17 protein-coding genes are annotated in these 17,902 nt (G+C 46.8%); 5 read left to right on the top strand and 12 right to left on the bottom strand.

Annotation, left to right across the window (positions count from 1 at the left end):
- Window positions 1–20: 20 nt before the first annotated feature.
- Complete coding sequence (locus P3C17_RS16535) at window positions 21–254, bottom strand: TIGR02647 family protein (RefSeq protein ID WP_008897422.1); 234 nt, start codon at window positions 252–254, stop codon at window positions 21–23.
- A gap of 188 nt (window positions 255–442) precedes the next feature.
- Between P3C17_RS16535 and P3C17_RS16530 the strand changes: the two genes are divergently transcribed.
- Window positions 443–1,384 (top strand): GGDEF domain-containing protein, encoded by a 942-nt coding sequence (locus P3C17_RS16530; protein WP_300930467.1) that lies wholly within the window; start codon window positions 443–445, stop codon window positions 1,382–1,384.
- A gap of 66 nt (window positions 1,385–1,450) precedes the next feature.
- Here the strand turns inward: P3C17_RS16530 and htpX are convergent, their stop codons facing one another.
- The 5 genes from htpX to bioB form a co-directional block, all read right to left on the bottom strand.
- The gene (gene htpX / locus P3C17_RS16525; RefSeq protein ID WP_300930466.1) at window positions 1,451–2,317 is read right to left on the bottom strand and encodes a protease HtpX; all 867 of its coding nucleotides are present in this window, start codon (window positions 2,315–2,317) and stop codon (window positions 1,451–1,453) included.
- 119 nt (window positions 2,318–2,436) lie between these two features.
- Window positions 2,437–3,108: a dethiobiotin synthase gene (gene bioD / locus P3C17_RS16520; protein WP_300930465.1), complete on the bottom strand. Its 672-nt coding sequence runs from the start codon at window positions 3,106–3,108 to the stop codon at window positions 2,437–2,439.
- A gap of 17 nt (window positions 3,109–3,125) precedes the next feature.
- Window positions 3,126–3,905 carry a methyltransferase domain-containing protein gene (locus P3C17_RS16515; RefSeq protein WP_300930464.1) on the bottom strand — a complete coding sequence of 260 codons (780 nt, stop codon included), beginning with the start codon at window positions 3,903–3,905 and terminating at the stop codon, window positions 3,126–3,128.
- Entirely contained in the window at window positions 3,902–5,053 is a 1,152-nt protein-coding gene (locus P3C17_RS16510) for an 8-amino-7-oxononanoate synthase (RefSeq protein ID WP_300930463.1), read from the bottom strand. The genes P3C17_RS16515 and P3C17_RS16510 overlap by 4 nt, the downstream gene beginning before the upstream one ends.
- Window positions 5,054–5,061: 8 nt before the next feature.
- Window positions 5,062–6,108: a biotin synthase BioB gene (gene bioB / locus P3C17_RS16505; protein ID WP_300930462.1), complete on the bottom strand. Its 1,047-nt coding sequence runs from the start codon at window positions 6,106–6,108 to the stop codon at window positions 5,062–5,064.
- 119 nt (window positions 6,109–6,227) lie between these two features.
- Between bioB and bioA the strand changes: the two genes are divergently transcribed.
- Window positions 6,228–7,535, top strand: a complete 1,308-nt coding sequence (gene bioA / locus P3C17_RS16500; RefSeq protein WP_300930461.1) for an adenosylmethionine--8-amino-7-oxononanoate transaminase — start codon at window positions 6,228–6,230, stop codon at window positions 7,533–7,535.
- A 5-nt stretch (window positions 7,536–7,540) separates the two neighbouring features.
- Here the strand turns inward: bioA and P3C17_RS16495 are convergent, their stop codons facing one another.
- Entirely contained in the window at window positions 7,541–7,915 is a 375-nt protein-coding gene (locus P3C17_RS16495) for a hypothetical protein (protein ID WP_300930460.1), read from the bottom strand.
- 101 nt (window positions 7,916–8,016) lie between these two features.
- On the opposite strand from P3C17_RS16495, the gene asnS reads away from it, so the two are divergent.
- Window positions 8,017–9,417 carry an asparagine--tRNA ligase gene (gene asnS, locus P3C17_RS16490; protein WP_300930459.1) on the top strand — a complete coding sequence of 467 codons (1,401 nt, stop codon included), beginning with the start codon at window positions 8,017–8,019 and terminating at the stop codon, window positions 9,415–9,417.
- Window positions 9,418–9,616: 199 nt separating this feature from the next.
- The gene (locus P3C17_RS16485) at window positions 9,617–9,976 is read left to right on the top strand and encodes a hypothetical protein (protein ID WP_300930458.1); all 360 of its coding nucleotides are present in this window, start codon (window positions 9,617–9,619) and stop codon (window positions 9,974–9,976) included.
- A gap of 44 nt (window positions 9,977–10,020) precedes the next feature.
- Here the strand turns inward: P3C17_RS16485 and P3C17_RS16480 are convergent, their stop codons facing one another.
- A complete protein-coding gene (locus P3C17_RS16480; protein WP_300930457.1) occupies window positions 10,021–10,635 on the bottom strand; it encodes a TetR/AcrR family transcriptional regulator in 615 nt (204 codons plus the stop codon).
- A gap of 162 nt (window positions 10,636–10,797) precedes the next feature.
- Here P3C17_RS16480 and P3C17_RS16475 point away from each other — a divergent pair, with 162 nt between their 5' ends.
- On the top strand, window positions 10,798–11,841 hold the full coding sequence (locus tag P3C17_RS16475; RefSeq protein WP_300930456.1) for an MBL fold metallo-hydrolase: 1,044 nt from the start codon (window positions 10,798–10,800) through the stop codon (window positions 11,839–11,841).
- A gap of 47 nt (window positions 11,842–11,888) precedes the next feature.
- Here the strand turns inward: P3C17_RS16475 and P3C17_RS16470 are convergent, their stop codons facing one another.
- From P3C17_RS16470 to P3C17_RS16455, 4 genes are all read right to left on the bottom strand, one after another.
- Window positions 11,889–12,449, bottom strand: a complete 561-nt coding sequence (locus tag P3C17_RS16470) for an NAD(P)H nitroreductase (RefSeq protein WP_300930455.1) — start codon at window positions 12,447–12,449, stop codon at window positions 11,889–11,891.
- 142 nt (window positions 12,450–12,591) lie between these two features.
- The gene (locus P3C17_RS16465; RefSeq protein ID WP_300930454.1) at window positions 12,592–13,995 is read right to left on the bottom strand and encodes a glycogen synthase; all 1,404 of its coding nucleotides are present in this window, start codon (window positions 13,993–13,995) and stop codon (window positions 12,592–12,594) included.
- Between the two features lie 55 nt (window positions 13,996–14,050).
- On the bottom strand, window positions 14,051–15,283 hold the full coding sequence (gene glgC / locus P3C17_RS16460; RefSeq protein ID WP_300930453.1) for a glucose-1-phosphate adenylyltransferase: 1,233 nt from the start codon (window positions 15,281–15,283) through the stop codon (window positions 14,051–14,053).
- Between the two features lie 393 nt (window positions 15,284–15,676).
- Window positions 15,677–17,698, bottom strand: coding sequence for an NADPH-dependent 2,4-dienoyl-CoA reductase (locus P3C17_RS16455; protein ID WP_346015674.1), 2,022 nt, complete (start codon window positions 17,696–17,698; stop codon window positions 15,677–15,679).
- Window positions 17,699–17,902 lie beyond the last annotated feature (204 nt).

The following is a 17,902-nucleotide window of genomic DNA, read 5'->3' as shown; positions in this document are numbered from 1 at the left end:
TCTATTAATGGTTTGGACTATTAAGTACTGAGAATACGCAACGCACTTTGTAAATGCTCGGCGCAGTTGCGGCCCAAATCGGTCAGATAACCACCATCAGCTTGTGTTAGTAAGCCTTTTTTATGTAAACGCTCAATGGCCTCTTTGGCTCCAGGATCGGCTGATTTGTGGGCCTTAATGCCTTCCAGCGACGTGTCCAGATTAAATAAAGTCAAAATACGAATTTCGTCATTCAGTTGTGAATTTACAGGCATCTCGTCTTTTCCTTTGTCGTTGTTTTGCTAGAAACTAGACCTTATTTGACAATTTTTCCAGCAAAAGTGCCTGTTCGTTTTATATTCCGCTGTTTAGCAGCATAAACTGACTGTTTCTGGCACAAGTTGCTGTATTTTTAAGCGGATTTTTTCTATAGTCAGGCAAACTCAGAAGAGCAGCGCATGTTGTGACAAAAGGACACTCAACACCAGATACTAGCCCTGGCTGGACGGACTTATTTCAGTCCTTGTCCATACCCTTTGCATTGCTGCAACGTCAAACCAGTCACAACATAAAACTGCTGCGAAGCAACAAAGCCTTTCAGCAGTTATTTGATCTGCAAGTGACTTCCAGATCTCAGGGGTTGAACCAGCTTCCTGCCGATTTTATCAACCAACTGCAGCTGTTGTTCCAGACACAAACTCCGGTGCTTTGGTGCCTCGCCACAGACGCAGACAGCTGTCGGCATTTTAAAATGCACCTGGAGCAGCCGCTCTCTTCGGATCCATTAAGTCAGTTGCTGGTGATGCAAGATGTCAGTGAGCAGGAAAATGCCCTGCTGTTGCAAAAAAAACAGAACACTGAGCTCCAGAAGCGGCTAGCCGATATAGAGCAGCTGAAAAATCGCATTAGTGAACAAGCTATCCGTGATCCTTTAACCAATTTATTTAACCGGCGTTTCCTGAATGAATTTATGGAGCGTGAGCTAGCCTTAGCCAGACGTAACCAAAAACCGTTGGCTGTTGTGATGCTGGATCTGGACCATTTTAAACAACTCAATGATCAGTTCGGCCATCAGACCGGCGACACAGTGATAGAAATGGTTGCAAAACATTTGCTGCGTCAAAGCCGGCGAACAGATATTTTGTTCCGCTACGGTGGGGAAGAATTTCTGGTGATTTTACCTAACACTACTTCATCCCAAGCCAGACATCTGGCCGAAAACTGGCGGGTACATGTGGAGCAAGCTCAGATATTTGCCAAACACCAGGCCGTAAATATTACCTTGTCTGCTGGTGTAGCTTGTTATCCTGAACACGGCACCACAGCCTTTAACTTAATTCAGGCCGCGGATGAAGCTTTGTATCAGGCCAAAGCTGCAGGCAGGAATCAGGTGGTGATGTGTTGACACAGGTTTTATAAAAGCAAAAAGGAACCGAAGTTCCTCTTTGTACTAGGTTGCTAACACTTTGGCTTAAAAATCACCACGCAATGCTGCAATACGTTTTTCCAGTGGAGGGTGGCTCAAAAACAGTTCAGAAGTCGCTGGTTTGCTGGCAATACCAAAAGCCATCATCGAACCTTCTAACTGACTTTCGTGGTTGTTCCGTAAACGCTCCAGCGCTGCAACCATTTTATTCGCACCAACCAGTTTGGCAGCGCCTGCATCAGCGCGGTATTCACGTTGACGCGAGAACCACATCACTATGATGCTTGCCAGTACACCAAAGGCCATTTCCAGCACAAACACAGTCATCATGTAAGCAAAACCATTGCTGCTGCCGCCTTCATCATTGCGGTTACCGCTGATGGCACCGGCAATTAAACGGGCAAAGAAAATAACGAAGGTGTTGACCACGCCCTGGATCAGCGTCAGTGTCACCATATCGCCATTGGCCACGTGCGAGACTTCGTGCGCCAATACGGCTTCCACTTCTTCTTCACGCATATTGCGCATCAAACCTGTGCTGACCGCGACCAATGCATTGTTGCGGCTTGCGCCTGTAGCAAAGGCGTTCATTTCAGGTGAGTCGTAAATGGCCACTTCAGGCATACCAATACCAGCCTGCTGAGCCTGACGACGCACAGTATCAAACAACCATTGTTCTGTAGCGTTACGTGGCTGCGTGATCACCACAGCACCAGTCGAGCGTTTCGCCATCCATTTCGACATAAACAATGAAATGAAAGAGCCACCAAAACCAAATACTGCTGCAAACACCAACAAGCCGCCTATGCTACGGCTATCAATGCCAAGCACCCGGAAAACAATGCTAAGTACAATACTTAACACCAACATCACCGCCAGGTTTGTGGCTAAGAACAGTATAATTCGCTTCATAGATACCTCGTTTATTAAGCTACTGCTTGTACTATATGGCTTAGAAGCCGTTTTTCAATGAAAGTGCGACAAGCAATTGTAAATAAAGATGAATGGAGCTGTCGGTGCGATGTGTCACATCAGCTCTGTAGCTGTTTGATCAAGGCTGCGGCAAGAGAGGTATTGATCTGTGGTTCGAACTGGTAAGGCAAAACACCAAGGCATGGTGCTGTCAGCTTTTGTTGCAAATAGTTGATATTTTCCTGCTGATACGCCATGTCCGGATCAATACAATTAGCCAGCCAGCCCAGCAGCTTCAGGCCAGAGCGCTCAATTTCCCGTACCGTCAATAAAGCGTGGTTTAAGCAGCCGAGTTTCATCCCCACCACCAGTAGCACAGGCAATTGCAGTTCTGTCACCCAATCCGCCATAGTGCTGTGATCACCCAGTGGTAATAACCAGCCACCAGCACCTTCAACTAAAGCTATATCAGCCTTGGTGTTTCTGAGTTGCTGCAGATCTGTGGTCAGAACGGCAGGCTCGATACATAGCCCGGCTTTTGCCGCAGCTAAATGTGGGGCTACAGCATCGGTCAGACAATAGGGATTCACCTGCTGATAACTAAGCGCCTCTGTCGCATGCTGCTGCAATTGCAGAGCATCGGTATTAAAGCCCGACTCATTGACTCCGGCTGCTACTGGCTTTTGCGCCACAGTGCGATACCCCAGCGCTTTTAAGCCTTGTAGCAAGGCTACCGCCACATAAGTTTTGCCTGCATCAGTGTCTGTGCCTGTGATAAAGACTGTCTGCATTTTTTATTCTTCTCTTTCTACTCAATGCTTTGTTTACTAAGAACCAGATACAACACCTGATAACTGGCACTGATGCTTCCGTCGATGCAACGGGATGGATAAGCCTGCTGCACTTTTTGCCAGCGTTGTTTGCCGGTTAAGGCTTTATTACGACCATGGGTCACGGTATTGGCGCCTAAATCTTTCAGTTCCCTTGCTAAAGCCAGTACATCCGGATAGTCCAATTGCACCAGTTCAGTCTGCAAGGTTAAGCCCAATTCCGGATGTTGAAGCTCAAGCTGCTGATAAAAATCCAAAGACAAAAACTGATTGATATGCTGATGACCGTCGACCTGCGCCCAGGCTTGTTTAAATTCCTGCAAGGTGCCATCGAGCAAGGTACTGATAACTGCTGAACCACCAGGCTTTAACACACGGTTGATTTCTCGCAGCACCAGCTGTGGTTGTTCGCACCATTGCAACATCAGGCTGGAAAAGACCCGGTTTATGCTTTCACTCGCGACAGGTAAAGACTGAGCATCAGCCTGAAACACTAGGGTGGCCTGTTGCGAGGCCCTGCTTTTTTGCAGCATGTCAAAACTTAAATCCAGAGCTATTAAATCAGCGCAGTGCTGTTTTAGCTTGGGATGAAACCAGCCAGGGCCGGAACCTAAATCCAGCAACAATCCATCTGTTGGCTTTAATAAAGTCAAAGCTTTAGCTGCAACCAGCCGCTGTAAACGTGCGGCCTGTTCATAACTCTCACGGGCACGACCAAAATGACGGGCAATGTCGTCCGTCAATGCCAAAGCATTCATATCAATTGCTCCAGCTTTTGTACTAAAAAGTGAATATCGTCGCTCTGATGCAAAGCAGATAAAGTAATGCGTAACCTGGCGCTACCCTGCGGCACTGTCGGAGGCCGTATGGCACTTAACCAAATGCCTTGTTTTTTCAATGATGAGCTTACCAGCATGGCTTTGTCCGAATCGCCAATAATCAGCGGCTGTATGGCAGTGTTGGATGGCAATAAAGTCAAACCAGCACCAGCGGCCAGAGTTTTAAACAACTGAATATTGTCATTCAGTTTGTCTCTGCGCCACTGCTGGCTGCGGCTTAATTCAACGGAGGTTCTCATCGCCCAGCACAAAGCAGGTGATAACGCAGTGCTGTAAATATAATGCCGTGCAAACTGGCGTAGATAATCAATCACTGTGGCTGAACCTGCTAAAAAGGCGCCCTGACCTGCTAAGGCTTTACCAAAGTTCGCCATCAGACAGAGCATATCGCTGGACTCAAGCCCCTGCGCATCCCAACTGCCTTTTCCTTCGTTACCAAGCACGCCCAGAGCATGAGCATCGTCCAGCAATAAATCCGCTTTGTTGCTTTTACAAAGCGCAGATAGGGCAGTTAAATCCGGGCTGTCGCCATCCATACTAAACACACCTTCAGTCACCACCAAAGCTGACGGGTAACGTTGTAACAGCATGTCAAGTGCGGCTAAATCCTGATGCGGAAAACGTTTATAGCCAGCGTCAGCGTTTATCGCTGCATCAATCAACGAGGCGTGACAGAGTTTATCCAACAGCAGATGGTCAGTTTTATCGGCTAAATGCTGCAGCATCACCTGATTGGCGGCAAAACCTGAGGAAAATAACAATACATCGTCCACACCCAGCCAGTCGCACAGTGCATCAGACAAAGCACGGTGCGCATAATGAAACCCGGTCACCAAAGGTGAACCTGAACTGCCGACGCCAAAACGTTCAGCACCTTCAGCCAGGGCTTTTATAAGCTGTGGTTCAGTGGCTAACCCCAGATAGTCATTACCGGAGAAATTAAGATAAGCGCCCTGCTTATTTTGCAGCAAACGGCCCTGATACGAATCAATAGCCGGATGCTGCCGATACAAGCCAGCTACTTTGCGCTCTGAAATTTGCTGCGCAAAGCGCTGTAACCTGTCCATCACTACACTTACACCGCGCTATGGAACAATGAAGGTGTATTTTGCTCTTTAATGGCATCGGCTAAGGCCGCTTCGTGGGCTTCGTCTGATACATCGTGACGCTGTTCTGGATTGATACCCAGCTTGGCGAATAACAACATATCCGCATCAGCCTCAGGGTTTTCTGTGGTCAGTAACTTATCGCCGTAAAAGATCGAGTTAGCACCTGATAAAAAGCACAGCGCCTGCATTTGCTCGTTCATGCGGGAACGGCCAGCGGATAAACGCACATGACTTTGTGGCATCATGATACGGGCGACTGCAATAGTGCGGATAAACTCAAAGCCATCTAAGTCTTCGACATTTTCCATCGGTGTGCCCTGCACTTTCACCAGCATATTAATAGGCACACTTTGTGGATGCTCTGGCAAATTCGCCAGTTGCATTAAAAGTGCGGAACGATCGTTCGCCGACTCGCCCATCCCGACAATACCACCGCAACAAACTTTCATACCGGCATCACGCACATGCTGCAGCGTGTCTAATCTGTCCTGATAAGTACGGGTGGTGATAATTTCACCGTAAAACTCAGGTGAGGTATCCAGGTTATGGTTGTAATAATCTAAACCGGCCTGTTTTAGCTCCTGCGCCTGACCTGCATCAAGTTTACCCAGCGTCATACAGGTTTCTAAACCCATTTCTTTGACGCCTTTGACCATTTCCATCAGAAACGGCATATCCCGCTGCTTTGGATTGCTCCAGGCTGCGCCCATACAAAAACGACTGGCACCTTTATCTTTCGCGGCTTTGGCCTGAGTTAACACTTTTTCCACTTCCAGCAAACGTTCACGCTCAAGGCCTGTATTGTAATGGCCGCTTTGCGGGCAATATTTGCAGTCTTCAGCACAGGCACCAGTTTTAATCGACAACAAAGTACTGATCTGCACTTCGTTGGGTTTAAAAAACTGACGATGCACCGTTTGCGCCTGAAAGACTAAGTCATTAAAAGGTAAAGCAAATAAGGCATTTACTTCAGCCAGAGTCCAGTCGTGACGAAGTGGTAAAACTGCAGACATAAAATTCCTCGAAGACAAGCCACAGACAAATTGTGGTCTTTTAAATTTTCCGTTAGTCTATCGGCCCTTAGCGCCATGTCAACGCCAACCAGTTCGCAAAGTTTACTACAGGCTATTTTATGAGCATTAATCTTGAGTTTGACCGTCAGCATATCTGGCATCCATACACCTCTTTAAGTAAACCTTTGCCTGTCTATCCTGTAGTGAGTGCCCATGGCTGCGAGCTGAGGCTGGAAGATGGCAGAACTTTGGTTGATGGTACTTCGTCTTGGTGGGCGGCTATTCATGGCTACAATCATCCGGAGCTGAATCAGGCTCTGGTGGCGCAAAGCCAAAAAATGAGCCATGTGATGTTCGGCGGTATCACCCACCAGCCTGCTGTGGACTTGGCCATGTTATTGCTGGAGATGGTGCCACAGGGTTTAACCAAAGTCTTTTTTGCCGACAGTGGCTCTATATCCGTCGAAGTGGCCATAAAAATGGCGCTGCAATACTGGCTGGGGTTAGGCCATCCGGAGAAAAGCCGGTTACTGACCATTCAAAAGGGTTATCACGGCGATACCTTTGCTGCTATGTCGGTGTGCGATCCGGTGGATGGCATGCATTCGATGTTTAAAGATCAAATCATCCCGCAGTTATTTGCCCAAGCGCCGAAAAGCCAGTTTGGCGGCGACTTTTTAGCTGAAGATGAGGCAGCTTTGACCGCGTTATTTGAACAGCATCATCAGCAATTAGCCGCTTTTATTCTGGAACCCATATTGCAAGGTGCCGGGGGAATGCGTTTTTATCATCCGGATTATCTAAAACTAGCGCGAAGGCTATGCGATCAGTATCAGGTGCTGTTGATTGCCGATGAAATAGCCACAGGTTTTGGTCGTACCGGAAAATTGTTTGCCTGTCAGCACGCAAACATAAGCCCGGATATTATCTGTTTAGGTAAAGCCTTAACAGGCGGTTATCTGACGCTTGCTGCCACATTGTGCAACGATAAAGTCGCAGATGGTATAGCTCAAGGTGCTGTGCCTGCGTTAATGCACGGCCCTACTTATATGGCCAATCCGCTGGCTTGTGCCGTAGCGCTGAAAAGCCTGCAACTGGTGCAACAAAACCAGTGGCCAGCACAAGTCGCAGCTATAGAACAGCAGTTAAAATTGGAACTAGCGCCCTGCCGTCTTTCACCTTTTGTCGCTGATGTGCGGGTATTGGGTGCTATTGGTGTGGTCGAAATGAAACAGAATGTTGATGTGGCCGCTATGCAAAAAGCTTTTATTGAACTGGGTGTCTGGATCCGGCCTTTTGGCAAACTGCTGTATTTAATGCCGCCTTATATTATCAGCCCTGCCCAACTTGCTAAATTGACCTCTGCACTTTGCCTTTTGAGCCATCAGGCGCAGCAGAAGGATATCCAGGCTTTACCCGGAGCCTGAAGCGTCTAATCAATAGTCGAAAATACAAATAACACCACGGCGCTTAAAAACAGCAGAAAAAACAAGTTTAGGCGCCAGCCATCGTCACGGCGTCTGTTGCGAAACTGATGCAGCACTAAAGTGGCGGCAGTAAACACCAGACACCAGCGTACTAACACTTCCAGTTTCAGCACCAGTTCTTTATCCCATTCCTGTTCAATGGGAATGCCCCAGTACTGCACCAAACCACTGTTAAATTCTGGTTTGGCCAAATGTGCCAGAGCCAAGCCCATGATCAGTAAAAACCAGGCGCCCAAATTCAGCATAGCCAACAGTAACATCAGCCAATCGGCACCTTTACGACGCTCTTTTGGCTTAAGATCGGGCTCTGAAGCGCTCATTTTGGAATTCCTCACAATTTTTACTTGTGTTCAGTCTTTGCCTCAGTATGATGTCTGCTTTTGGGTTTTTACAGTTTCTTAAGTAAGTTGGAGCAGGTTGCATGACGCATGCAGTAATCAAAGATGTGCTGTCTGGCCAGTATCAGGTTGGCGATACAGTCACAGTTAAAGGGTGGATCCGCACTAAACGTGATTCCAAAGCCGGGATTTCATTTTTAGCCGTGCACGACGGCAGCTGCTTTGATGCAGTTCAGGCCGTTGCTCCGGCTGATTTGAATAATTACGAAAACGAAATTAAACGTCTGACCACAGCGTGCTCTGTCATTGTGACTGGTACTATTGCCAAGTCTGAAGGTCAGGGTCAGGCCTTTGAAATTCAGGCTTCCTCTGTTGAAGTAGTTGGTTGGGTTGAAAATCCGGACACCTACCCTATGGCACCAAAACGCCACAGCATGGAATACCTGCGTGAACAGGCACATTTACGTGCCCGTACTAATATGGTGGGCGCTATCACCCGTGTACGTCACTGTTTAGCTCAGGCCATTCACCGTTTCTTCCACGAACGTGGTTTCTACTGGATCAGCACACCTATCATTACTGGTGCTGATGCTGAAGGCGCTGGTGAAATGTTCCGTGTCAGTACGCTGGATATGGAAAACCTGCCACGTGACGACAAAGGTGCTATTGACTACAAACAGGACTTTTTCGGCAAAGAAACCTTCCTGACGGTATCAGGCCAGCTGAACGTTGAAACCTATGCCTGTGCTTTGTCTAAGGTGTACACCTTTGGCCCAACGTTCCGTGCTGAAAACTCAAACACTACCCGTCACTTAGCCGAATTCTGGATGATTGAACCAGAAGTGGCTTACGCCGAATTAAAAGACGTGGCGCAGCTGGCTGAAGACATGCTGAAGTTTGTGTTTAAAGCAGTTCTGGCAGAACGTGCAGATGATATGGCGTTTTTTGCTGAACGTGTGGACGAAAATGCGGTAAGTCGCCTGCAGAACATGATCGATTCAAGTTTTGTTCGGATGGATTACACAGACGCGGTTGAGATCCTGAAAAACTGTGGTAAGAAATTTGATTACCCTGTCGAGTGGGGTGTGGATCTGCAGTCTGAGCATGAACGCTACTTAGCTGAAGTGCATGTAGGCGCTCCTGTCATTCTGCAAAACTATCCAAAAGACATCAAAGCCTTTTACATGCGGATGAATGAAGACGGCAAAACTGTGGCTGCTATGGATATTCTGGCGCCTGGTATTGGCGAAATCATCGGTGGCAGCCAACGTGAAGAGCGTTTAGAGCAGCTGGATGCACGTATGGATCAGATGAGGCTGAATAAAGAAGACTACAGCTGGTATCGTGATCTGCGCCGTTACGGCACAGTACCTCATGCTGGTTTTGGTTTAGGGTTTGAGCGTCTGGTGTCTTACGTGACAGGTGTGGGCAACGTGCGTGACGTCATCGCCTTCCCTCGTACGCCGGGAAATGCTGATTTCTAAGTTATTTTTATCCGTTACCAAGGGCCTCCAATGAGGCCCTTTTTTATTGCTTTTTTTGCTCACATAGCCAGCTTGTTCCTTAAATAATCATTTTGTTCCTTTTTTACTCATTCTCTTGTTGACACAAAAACAAACAATTGATTAACTAATTTTGCCATTTTGGCAACAACCAAGTTGGATATACAAAATAAAGGAAATAATGATGAAAAAACTCCTGGCAACAGTATTTGGTGTTGTGGTATTACCGGTTTCTGCCGCACATATGGAATGCTATATCGACTCTCCGGCCTACGATGAATGGCAGCCAGATACCTGCTATCTGATGGAATACACTATGGATTACAATCCAAATAATGCGGTATGGCGTGTAACAGGTATGACGAAACCTGTGTCTTCCATATTGTGGTCTGAGGCGACAGCTGGCTGCACCACTGCCCAGCAATTTTGTCTGAAGCCGATAACGCCATACCAAACACATATGGGCAAGGCGACAATTTTATATACAGACGGCACCTGGGAGACAGTTCAGGCCCCGGCATTTTTTGAAACAGGTTTCTAAACTCACCCGGGATTTGGCGGTAAAGGCACACATCCTTTACCGCTTCACTTTACACTGTAAAAACTGACAAACATCCGGATAGAACTTAACAACACAGCTTCATCTATTTGGCTTTCTATACCCAGGTTAAATACTCTGGGCCAGAATGCAAAGGCTTTAAACATACCCCAGAACTGAGTTGCAGCAACCTGGATATCAGGAATAACCAATACAGCATGTTGCTGTGCCTGAGACAGCCAGAGTTCCAGACCCCCTTCCTGACTCGCCATCCTCAACATCGCCGCCTGAGCCTTTTCAGGGCTGCGAATATATTCCGCCATGACCACACGGGCCAACTCAATGAAATCCTGTTGCTGATACACAGCAAGGCATTGCTGACATATTTTCAGTAATTGCAGTTCTGCTTTTTGTGATGGGTCAAAAGCTACATTCGCAGCTGACTTGCTGGTGCGCCATAACTCAGTAGTTGCCAGATCAAACAACAGCTCTTTACTGACAAAATGATTGTACACAGTACGTTTCGACGCTCCTGCCAACTCAGCAATTCTGTCCATACTGGCGCCGGCAAAACCAAACATACGAAATTCCTGAATAGCGGCACGTAACACATCCTGCTTTTTCTGCTCAGAACGGGTCAATTTTGGCTTTATTTGAGTCATCGCAACAATGTCCAAAAAATTTTCGACATTATTACACTCAACAGTTTACTTTTGAAGCAGAATAAGTAAACTGCACAGTGTAGTTTACTTATTAAAGGCCAACTGATGAGCTTACGCCGCCACAGTCTTGCTGTCGTTTTGTTACTTATAACCGGAGCTGCTATGACATCCTATTTATCTGCAACCAACAAAGATCAGCGCTTTATCAATAGTTCCGGCGCGAACGACGCCGGTTTTGCCAAACTGCCGCAAATTATCTGGCAGTACCTGACAAATACCAATAAAGAACGTAGCCCTGCTCAGCCATTGCCCATACAACAGCTTAAGTTGTCACCTGAAGCCACAGCACAAGCTGTGTTGTATAAAATCAATCATTCCACTGTACTACTGCAACTAAACGGCCATTACTGGTTGACCGATCCGGTCTTCTCAGAGCGTGCTTCTCCTGTGCAATGGGCTGGTCCCAAACGTTTCCATCAACTGCCGCTGCAACWGTCCGAAGTCCCCTCTTTAGCCGCTATTGTTTTATCACATGATCACTACGATCATCTGGATAAGCACAGTGTGTTGGCGCTGAATGCCAGAACCGAACGTTTTATTGTACCGCTTGGAGTCGATCAACATTTAATAAATTGGGGGATCCCAAAACAGAAAATCATCGTTTTGGATTGGTGGCAGGACACAACTCTGCATGGCGTCACGCTTACAGCGACCCCTGCTCAGCACTTTTCCGGCCGTGGTCTGAGCGACAAAAATAAAACCTTATGGGCGTCCTGGGCGATACGTAATGATGAATTTAATCTGTTTTTCAGCGGCGACAGCGGTTATTTCGCTGGTTTTAAAACCATAGGAGAAAAGTTAGGGCCTTTTGATCTGACATTGATGGAAACCGGAGCTTATAACGAGCTGTGGGCTGATATTCATATGTTGCCTGAACAATCTCTGCGTGCTCATTTGGATTTACGCGGCAAACACATGATGCCTGTCCATAACAGCAGTTTTGATTTGGCCATGCATAACTGGTATGAGCCACTGGAGCGGTTAGAGATAGCTGCCAGAGCTTATCAGGTGTCTTTACTGACGCCTGTGTTTGGTCAGGGAATTTACCTTGATCAACTGACAAAACGAGACTATCAAAAACGCTGGTGGATGGAGCTAAAGCAAAGCGCCGAAACACAATTGGAAGAAGTGCTCAGAGCCGAGTGAAAACAAGCCGCTTTGTATCTTTTATCTAAAGCGGCTGACAGGCAACCTTAGTTATAATCGCTAAAAAACTCTTCGACAGCCAAAGGTGCTTTGGCTGCAACCTCTTGCGCACAGGTACCTAAATACAGGAAACCGACAATTTCATCGTCTTCCCCCAGCTCAAAGGCCTGCTTTACAAACTCATACTGGGTGTAAGCACCAGTGCGCCATATGCCACCAAAACCTAAAGCAAAAGCGGCTTGTTGCATCGCCATGACGGCGCAAGCTGCCGATTGGGTTTGCTCAGCCAAAGGCACTTTCGGATGATTGACACATTTGGCGATACAAACAATCACCATAGGAGCCCGCAAAGGCAACTGACGGGCCCGTTCTATTATCTCGTTAGCAACGGAGGGATCTTCTTCCAGTGCTGCTTCTGCAAAAATATCGCCTAATTTCTCCAGCGATTTGCGGCCATTGACCACCACAAAACGCCAGGGCCTTAAATGACCATGATCAGGTACCTGTAAGGCCGCTTGTTTAATAATAGCCAGAGCTTCGCCACTGGGTGCGGGATCGGTTAAACGTGCAGAAGAATAGCGGGTCGTTAATAACGTAACAGCATCCATAATAAAACCCTTTGATTTAGCTCATATAAAGCCACAAACTTCGCTTAAGGCTACCAAACTTTATTTTGTCCATACAACAGCTTTTACACAGAACCTTGTTGTTTGCTCAAGGTCTGGCCGAAATCCCTGAGTTGCCCTCCAATCAGGCCTGAAGCTGTTGATACAACACCTGATACTGCACTGCTGATTCTGCCCAACCAAAACGCTGTTGCATACCCCTTTGCTGCACTTCTTTGTACCATGCAGGTTGTTGATACAACTGTAAAGCTCTGTTTAACGCTTCCAGTAACGCCTGTGCTGTAGGTTCAACAAAACCTATGCCCGTTGGCTCACTGTCCGTTAAATCCCGTACTGTGTCTTTTAAGCCGCCCGTTAAACGCACCAAAGGTACAGTGCCATAACGTAAGCTGTAAATTTGATTTAAGCCACAAGGCTCAAACAAAGACGGCATCAGAAAAAAATCGCCTGCAGCTTCCAATTGATGAGATAAAGCTTCATTAAAGCCTTCAACAAAGACAAAACGCCCCGGAAATTTATCATTCAAAGCCTGCAAACGGCCAATATAAGCCTGATCACCAGTGCCCATCATCAGCACTTGCGCGTCGGCGTCACCCAACCATTGCTCTAATGCGGGTAATAAATAGGCAAAACCTTTTTGTTCTGTCACCCGACTCACCAGCACAAAAAGTGGTGCTGTATTTTGTTCAAGACCGTAACGCTGTTTCAGTTCAGTTTTGCAGGCCAGTTTGCCTTTGAGTTTAGTGTGGCTGTATTGAGCCGTCAGGTACAGATCGGTCGCCGGATCCCACTGCTCATAATCGCAGCCATTGAGAATACCGGAGAAATCCGTCCCCCGGGCCTGATATAAGGCGGCTAAACCGTTTGCAGCGGGTTCAGTCAATAACTCTGTGGCGTAGCCTTTACTGACGGTATTTACTTTATCTGCATAGGCCAAACCCAAAGCCAGCATACTCGAACCTGCCATCGCAGTAGACGGATCGACTTCAGTCTGAGCCCGGTCAGCAGCAGACAAAGCTTGCTGATAAGCGCCGTTGTGAATGGTAAACAGCATTTTAGTACCGGGCAAAGCCTGCTGATAAAACTGCTTTAAATAATAAGCCGCTATACCAGTTTGCCAATCGTGCCCATGAATTAGATCAGGCACCCAGCCTGTATCTACACAAAACTGCAACGCGGCTTTGCAGAAAAACGCAAAACGTAGTGCGTTATCAGGATAGCCATGTTGCCCATCATCATAAGGCCGTGGACGACCAAAATAATCATGATGTTCAATCAGGGCCAGTGGCACTTCTGAATTTAACACTGTACGCACTGCACAGCCCTGGGCTTGTCCACCCAAAGCAAAATAAACGGACTGCCAGTTTTCTTCTACAGGCACAGAGTACAGGCTGCCATAACGAGGCAGCAACACTCTGACTTCATGCCCTAGCTTTTGCATCTCTGTAGCCAAACCCCGGCTGGCATCTGCCAGACCACCGGTTTTGATCACACCTTCAAATTCACTGCATAAAAACAACACGCGCATTGATCATTTCCCACTAAAGGCCGCTGTTTGATCTGCGGCCTTTACGACCCCAGTATCAGTCAAATCCTACCATTGCCCCTTTTGGGATCACCACAACACCATCAGCCGACACATGGAAACGCTGACGATCCAGCACCGGATCTTCACCAATAATGGTATTAGGTGCTATTTTCACATCTTTGTCGATAATAGCACGACGTATACGACAACCCCGTCCTATATCGTTATTCCCCATCAATACACTTTTTTCAATGTAAGCATGACTATGCACTACAGTGTTATATCCCAATATAGACTGATAGACGATAGCACCACTGACGATACAACCAGAGGCGACCATAGAACTTATCGCCTGCCCTGTTCTGTTGGCTTCATCGTGCACAAACTTGGCAGGTGGCATCGGCGGTGTATAACTGCGTAGCGGCCAGTATTTATTGTATAAATCCAAGGGCGGCTGCACTGAAATTAAGTCCATGTTGGCTTCATAATACGAGTCCAGTGTTCCGACATCACGCCAGTAGCCTTTGGAATCTTCTTGTTCACCGCGGATCATGTTCGTCGAAAAGTCATAGACATAAACATTACCAGCCGGATACATCTTCGGAATAATGTTATGGCCGAAATCGTGCTTTGAATCAATTTGCGCCGCGTCTTCGTTTAATACTTCAACTAAGGTTTTAGCGTCAAAAATATAGTTGCCCATAGACGCCAGCACATAATCAGGCCGCCCCGGAATAGTTTTAGGATTCGATTTAGGTTTTTCTTCAAAACCTATCATTTTTCCTGTGCTGTCGACTTCAATCACGCCAAACTCATGCGCCTGAGACACAGGCACAGGAATAGCTGCGACCGTCAGTAACGCATTATTCTGACGATGGAAATTCAGCATTTGCCGCACATCCATTTTGTAGATATGGTCGCCACCGAATACACAAACCTCTTCCGGGTCAATACCATGGATCAGATGAATATTCTGATACACCGCATCTGCTGTGCCCAGATACCAGTGTTTGCCTGTTTGCATCTGAGCCGGAATAGGGTCGATAAATCTGTTGGTTAAGCCAGTCACCCGCCAGGCGCGGCTTAAATGTTTCATCAGTGAATGAGATTTAAACTGAGTGATCACAAAAATCTGCAATAAATCTGAATTCACAAAGTTATTCAGCACAAAATCGATAATCCTGTAATTGCCACCAAAGGGCACAGCCGGTTTGGCTCTGACTCCAGTCAAAGGTGCCAGTCTGGTCCCTTCGCCCCCCGCTAAAATCATGGTAAGTACACCAGACATATAAGTCTCCCTGTTGATAAACCCGACAATTTAACTGTTATTTTTTATTCTGTTTTTCTCAAAGCAAAGCTGATACCACAAGAGGCAGCAGCCTGAAAAATTATTGTTTTCCAGATGAATCAATGCCTCTGAGGACATTAAATTTAGGAACAACAGATGACATACGTATGACAAATTTCCATTTTGGTGCAGCATTGTCGCGCTGCACCAGGATTGAACACGCATTTTATGCATACGAATGCATTCCCGCTCTGAGTAATAGCGGGAATTAGGTAGGCTTAGCAAGTGAAAGTTAGAAAAATATATTTCAGGCGCAGGATCAGAACGGAGTAAAACCTGAATAAACAGGCTTCCACCCGAAGTTGCTCAGGTGGAAGTTTTAACCACTCTGTATTACAAACGGGCTGCCAGTTCAGCACCTTGACGGATAGCACGCTTGGCATCCAGTTCAGCAGCAACGTCCGCACCACCTATCAAATGCACTTGTTGACCAGCGTCCAGCAGTTGCTGCTGCAAACTGCGTTCAGGCTCCTGTCCGGCGCAGATAATGACGTTATCTACTGCAAGGCAACGTTCCTGACCATTAATAGTGATCCAAAGCCCGGCATCATCTACTTTGGTGTAACTAACACCGGACATCATCTCCACACCTTTTTTCTTTAACGAGCTGCGATGGATCCAGCCTGTGGTTTTACCAAGACCAGCCCCTACTTTGCTGGTTTTGCGTTGCAACAAAAATACTTTACGTTCTGAAGGTTGCGCTGGCGCGTCAGCCAACAAAGCCCCACGGCTTTGATAGTCTTTATCTATGCCCCAGTCTTTTAACCAGGCGTCTGGTTGCAAAGTCAATGAATGTGGCTCTGTTAAATATTCAGACACATCAAAACCAATACCACCGGCCCCTATCACAGCCACATTCTGACCCACAGGCTTATGATGTTTCAGCACATCCAAATAACTTAATACTTTAGGATGATCAAAACCCGGAATATCTAACTGACGGGCTTTGATACCGCTGGATAACACCACATGGTCATAACCACCAGCGGACAAGCTCTCTGCCGTTTGCTCAGAATTCAGCTGCACATTCACCTTGTTTACTTTCAGCATTTCAGCAAAATAACGCAGCGTCTGATAAAACTCTTCTTTACCCGGTATTTGTTTGGCGTAATTAAACTGCCCACCAATTTCACTGCCACGGTCAAACAAAGTCACTTCATGACCACGGGACGACGCATAAACACTAAAGGCTAAACCTGCTGGTCCTGCCCCTACTACAGCAATTTTTTTCTTCGCCGTTGCGGTCTCAAAATTCAATTCGGTCTCGTAACACGCCCGTGGGTTGACTAAACAGCTGGCGCGCTTTTTCTGAAATACATGATCAAGGCAAGCCTGATTACAGGCAATACAGGTATTAATTAAATGCGCCTGATTGGCTGCTGCTTTATTCACAAAATCAGCATCGGCCAAAAATGGCCGCGCCATACAGACCATATCCGCCTGTCCTGATTCGAGAATAGTTTCAGCCACCTGCGGGTCGTTAATTCGGTTGGTTGCAATCACAGGAATGCTGGCATGTTTGCGAACTTGCTCTGTCACCCAGCTAAAAGCAGCACGAGGAACCATAGTGCCAATGGTTGGCACACGGGCTTCATGCCAGCCAATACCTGTGTTAAGCATAGTGGCACCCGCTGCTGCGGCAGAAGCTGCCAATGCAATGACTTCTTCAAAGCTATTGCCATCTTCAACTAAATCCAGCATCGACAAGCGATAAATAATAATAAAATCTTTACCGCAAGCTTCACGTACGGCTTTTAAGATTTCCAGCACAAAACGACAACGGTTTTCAAAACTGCCGCCCCATTGGTCTGTGCGCTGATTGGTCCTACTACATAAAAACTGATTCAGTAAGTACCCTTCTGAACCCATAATTTCAACACCGTCATAGCCTGCTTTTTTCGCCAGTTTGGCGGAGTGAGCAAAGTCAGCGATAGTGCTGCGAATTTGGCTGTCAGACAAAGCTTTAGGTTTAAAGGGAGTAATAGGTGATTGCACTCTACTTGGTGCCACACTAAAAGGATGATATCCATAACGGCCTGCGTGCAGCAGTTGAATACAAATTTTGCCGCCGTGCTGATGTACAGCTTCAGTAACTTTTTTATGTTTACCAGCTTGCCACCACCAGGTCAGCTGACTACCAAAAGGCACCAGATTGCCGCGAAAATTCGGACTGATGCCTCCAGTGATAATTAAGCCTACTCCACCTTTAGCCCGTTCTGCATAAAACGCAGCCAGCTTGTCAAAACCGTTTTTCTCTTCTTCCAGGCCTGTATGCATAGACCCCATAATGACGCGGTTTTTTAACTGAGTGAAGCCCAAATCCAGTGGGGCCAATAAATGCGGATATGCCACAATAATCTCTCTGGTCGTACCTGTTGAATAGCAAGAATGTAGCCGTTTTGCTGATTTATCGCAAGAGATACACAAAGTAATTGATGATGCAGCGAAGCCACAGGAGTGCAGTGAACGACGCGGTAGCTTCAGGTAATAAGGGTAAATAAACATTTACTTACAAATTCGACCCTGAGCTTTAGCCCTAAATTCGTTAGCATAGCTCTT

Source organism: Rheinheimera sp. 1928-s (assembly GCF_029269265.1).
Lineage (GTDB): Bacteria > Pseudomonadota > Gammaproteobacteria > Enterobacterales > Alteromonadaceae > Pararheinheimera.
This window is presented reverse-complemented; position numbering and strand designations above follow the sequence as displayed.

Coding starts and splice junctions, on each gene's coding strand:
- P3C17_RS16535 (WP_008897422.1), bottom strand. CDS start 254: ATGCCTGTAAATTCACAACTGAATGACGAAATTCGTATTTTGACTTTA.
- htpX (WP_300930466.1), bottom strand. CDS start 2,317: ATGAAGCGAATTATACTGTTCTTAGCCACAAACCTGGCGGTGATGTTG.
- bioD (WP_300930465.1), bottom strand. CDS start 3,108: ATGCAGACAGTCTTTATCACAGGCACAGACACTGATGCAGGCAAAACT.
- P3C17_RS16515 (WP_300930464.1), bottom strand. CDS start 3,905: ATGAATGCTTTGGCATTGACGGACGACATTGCCCGTCATTTTGGTCGT.
- P3C17_RS16510 (WP_300930463.1), bottom strand. CDS start 5,053: ATGGACAGGTTACAGCGCTTTGCGCAGCAAATTTCAGAGCGCAAAGTA.
- bioB (WP_300930462.1), bottom strand. CDS start 6,108: ATGTCTGCAGTTTTACCACTTCGTCACGACTGGACTCTGGCTGAAGTA.
- bioA (WP_300930461.1), top strand. CDS start 6,228: ATGAGCATTAATCTTGAGTTTGACCGTCAGCATATCTGGCATCCATAC.
- P3C17_RS16495 (WP_300930460.1), bottom strand. CDS start 7,915: ATGAGCGCTTCAGAGCCCGATCTTAAGCCAAAAGAGCGTCGTAAAGGT.
- asnS (WP_300930459.1), top strand. CDS start 8,017: ATGACGCATGCAGTAATCAAAGATGTGCTGTCTGGCCAGTATCAGGTT.
- P3C17_RS16485 (WP_300930458.1), top strand. CDS start 9,617: ATGATGAAAAAACTCCTGGCAACAGTATTTGGTGTTGTGGTATTACCG.
- P3C17_RS16480 (WP_300930457.1), bottom strand. CDS start 10,635: ATGACTCAAATAAAGCCAAAATTGACCCGTTCTGAGCAGAAAAAGCAG.
- P3C17_RS16470 (WP_300930455.1), bottom strand. CDS start 12,449: ATGGATGCTGTTACGTTATTAACGACCCGCTATTCTTCTGCACGTTTA.
- P3C17_RS16465 (WP_300930454.1), bottom strand. CDS start 13,995: ATGCGCGTGTTGTTTTTATGCAGTGAATTTGAAGGTGTGATCAAAACC.
- glgC (WP_300930453.1), bottom strand. CDS start 15,283: ATGTCTGGTGTACTTACCATGATTTTAGCGGGGGGCGAAGGGACCAGA.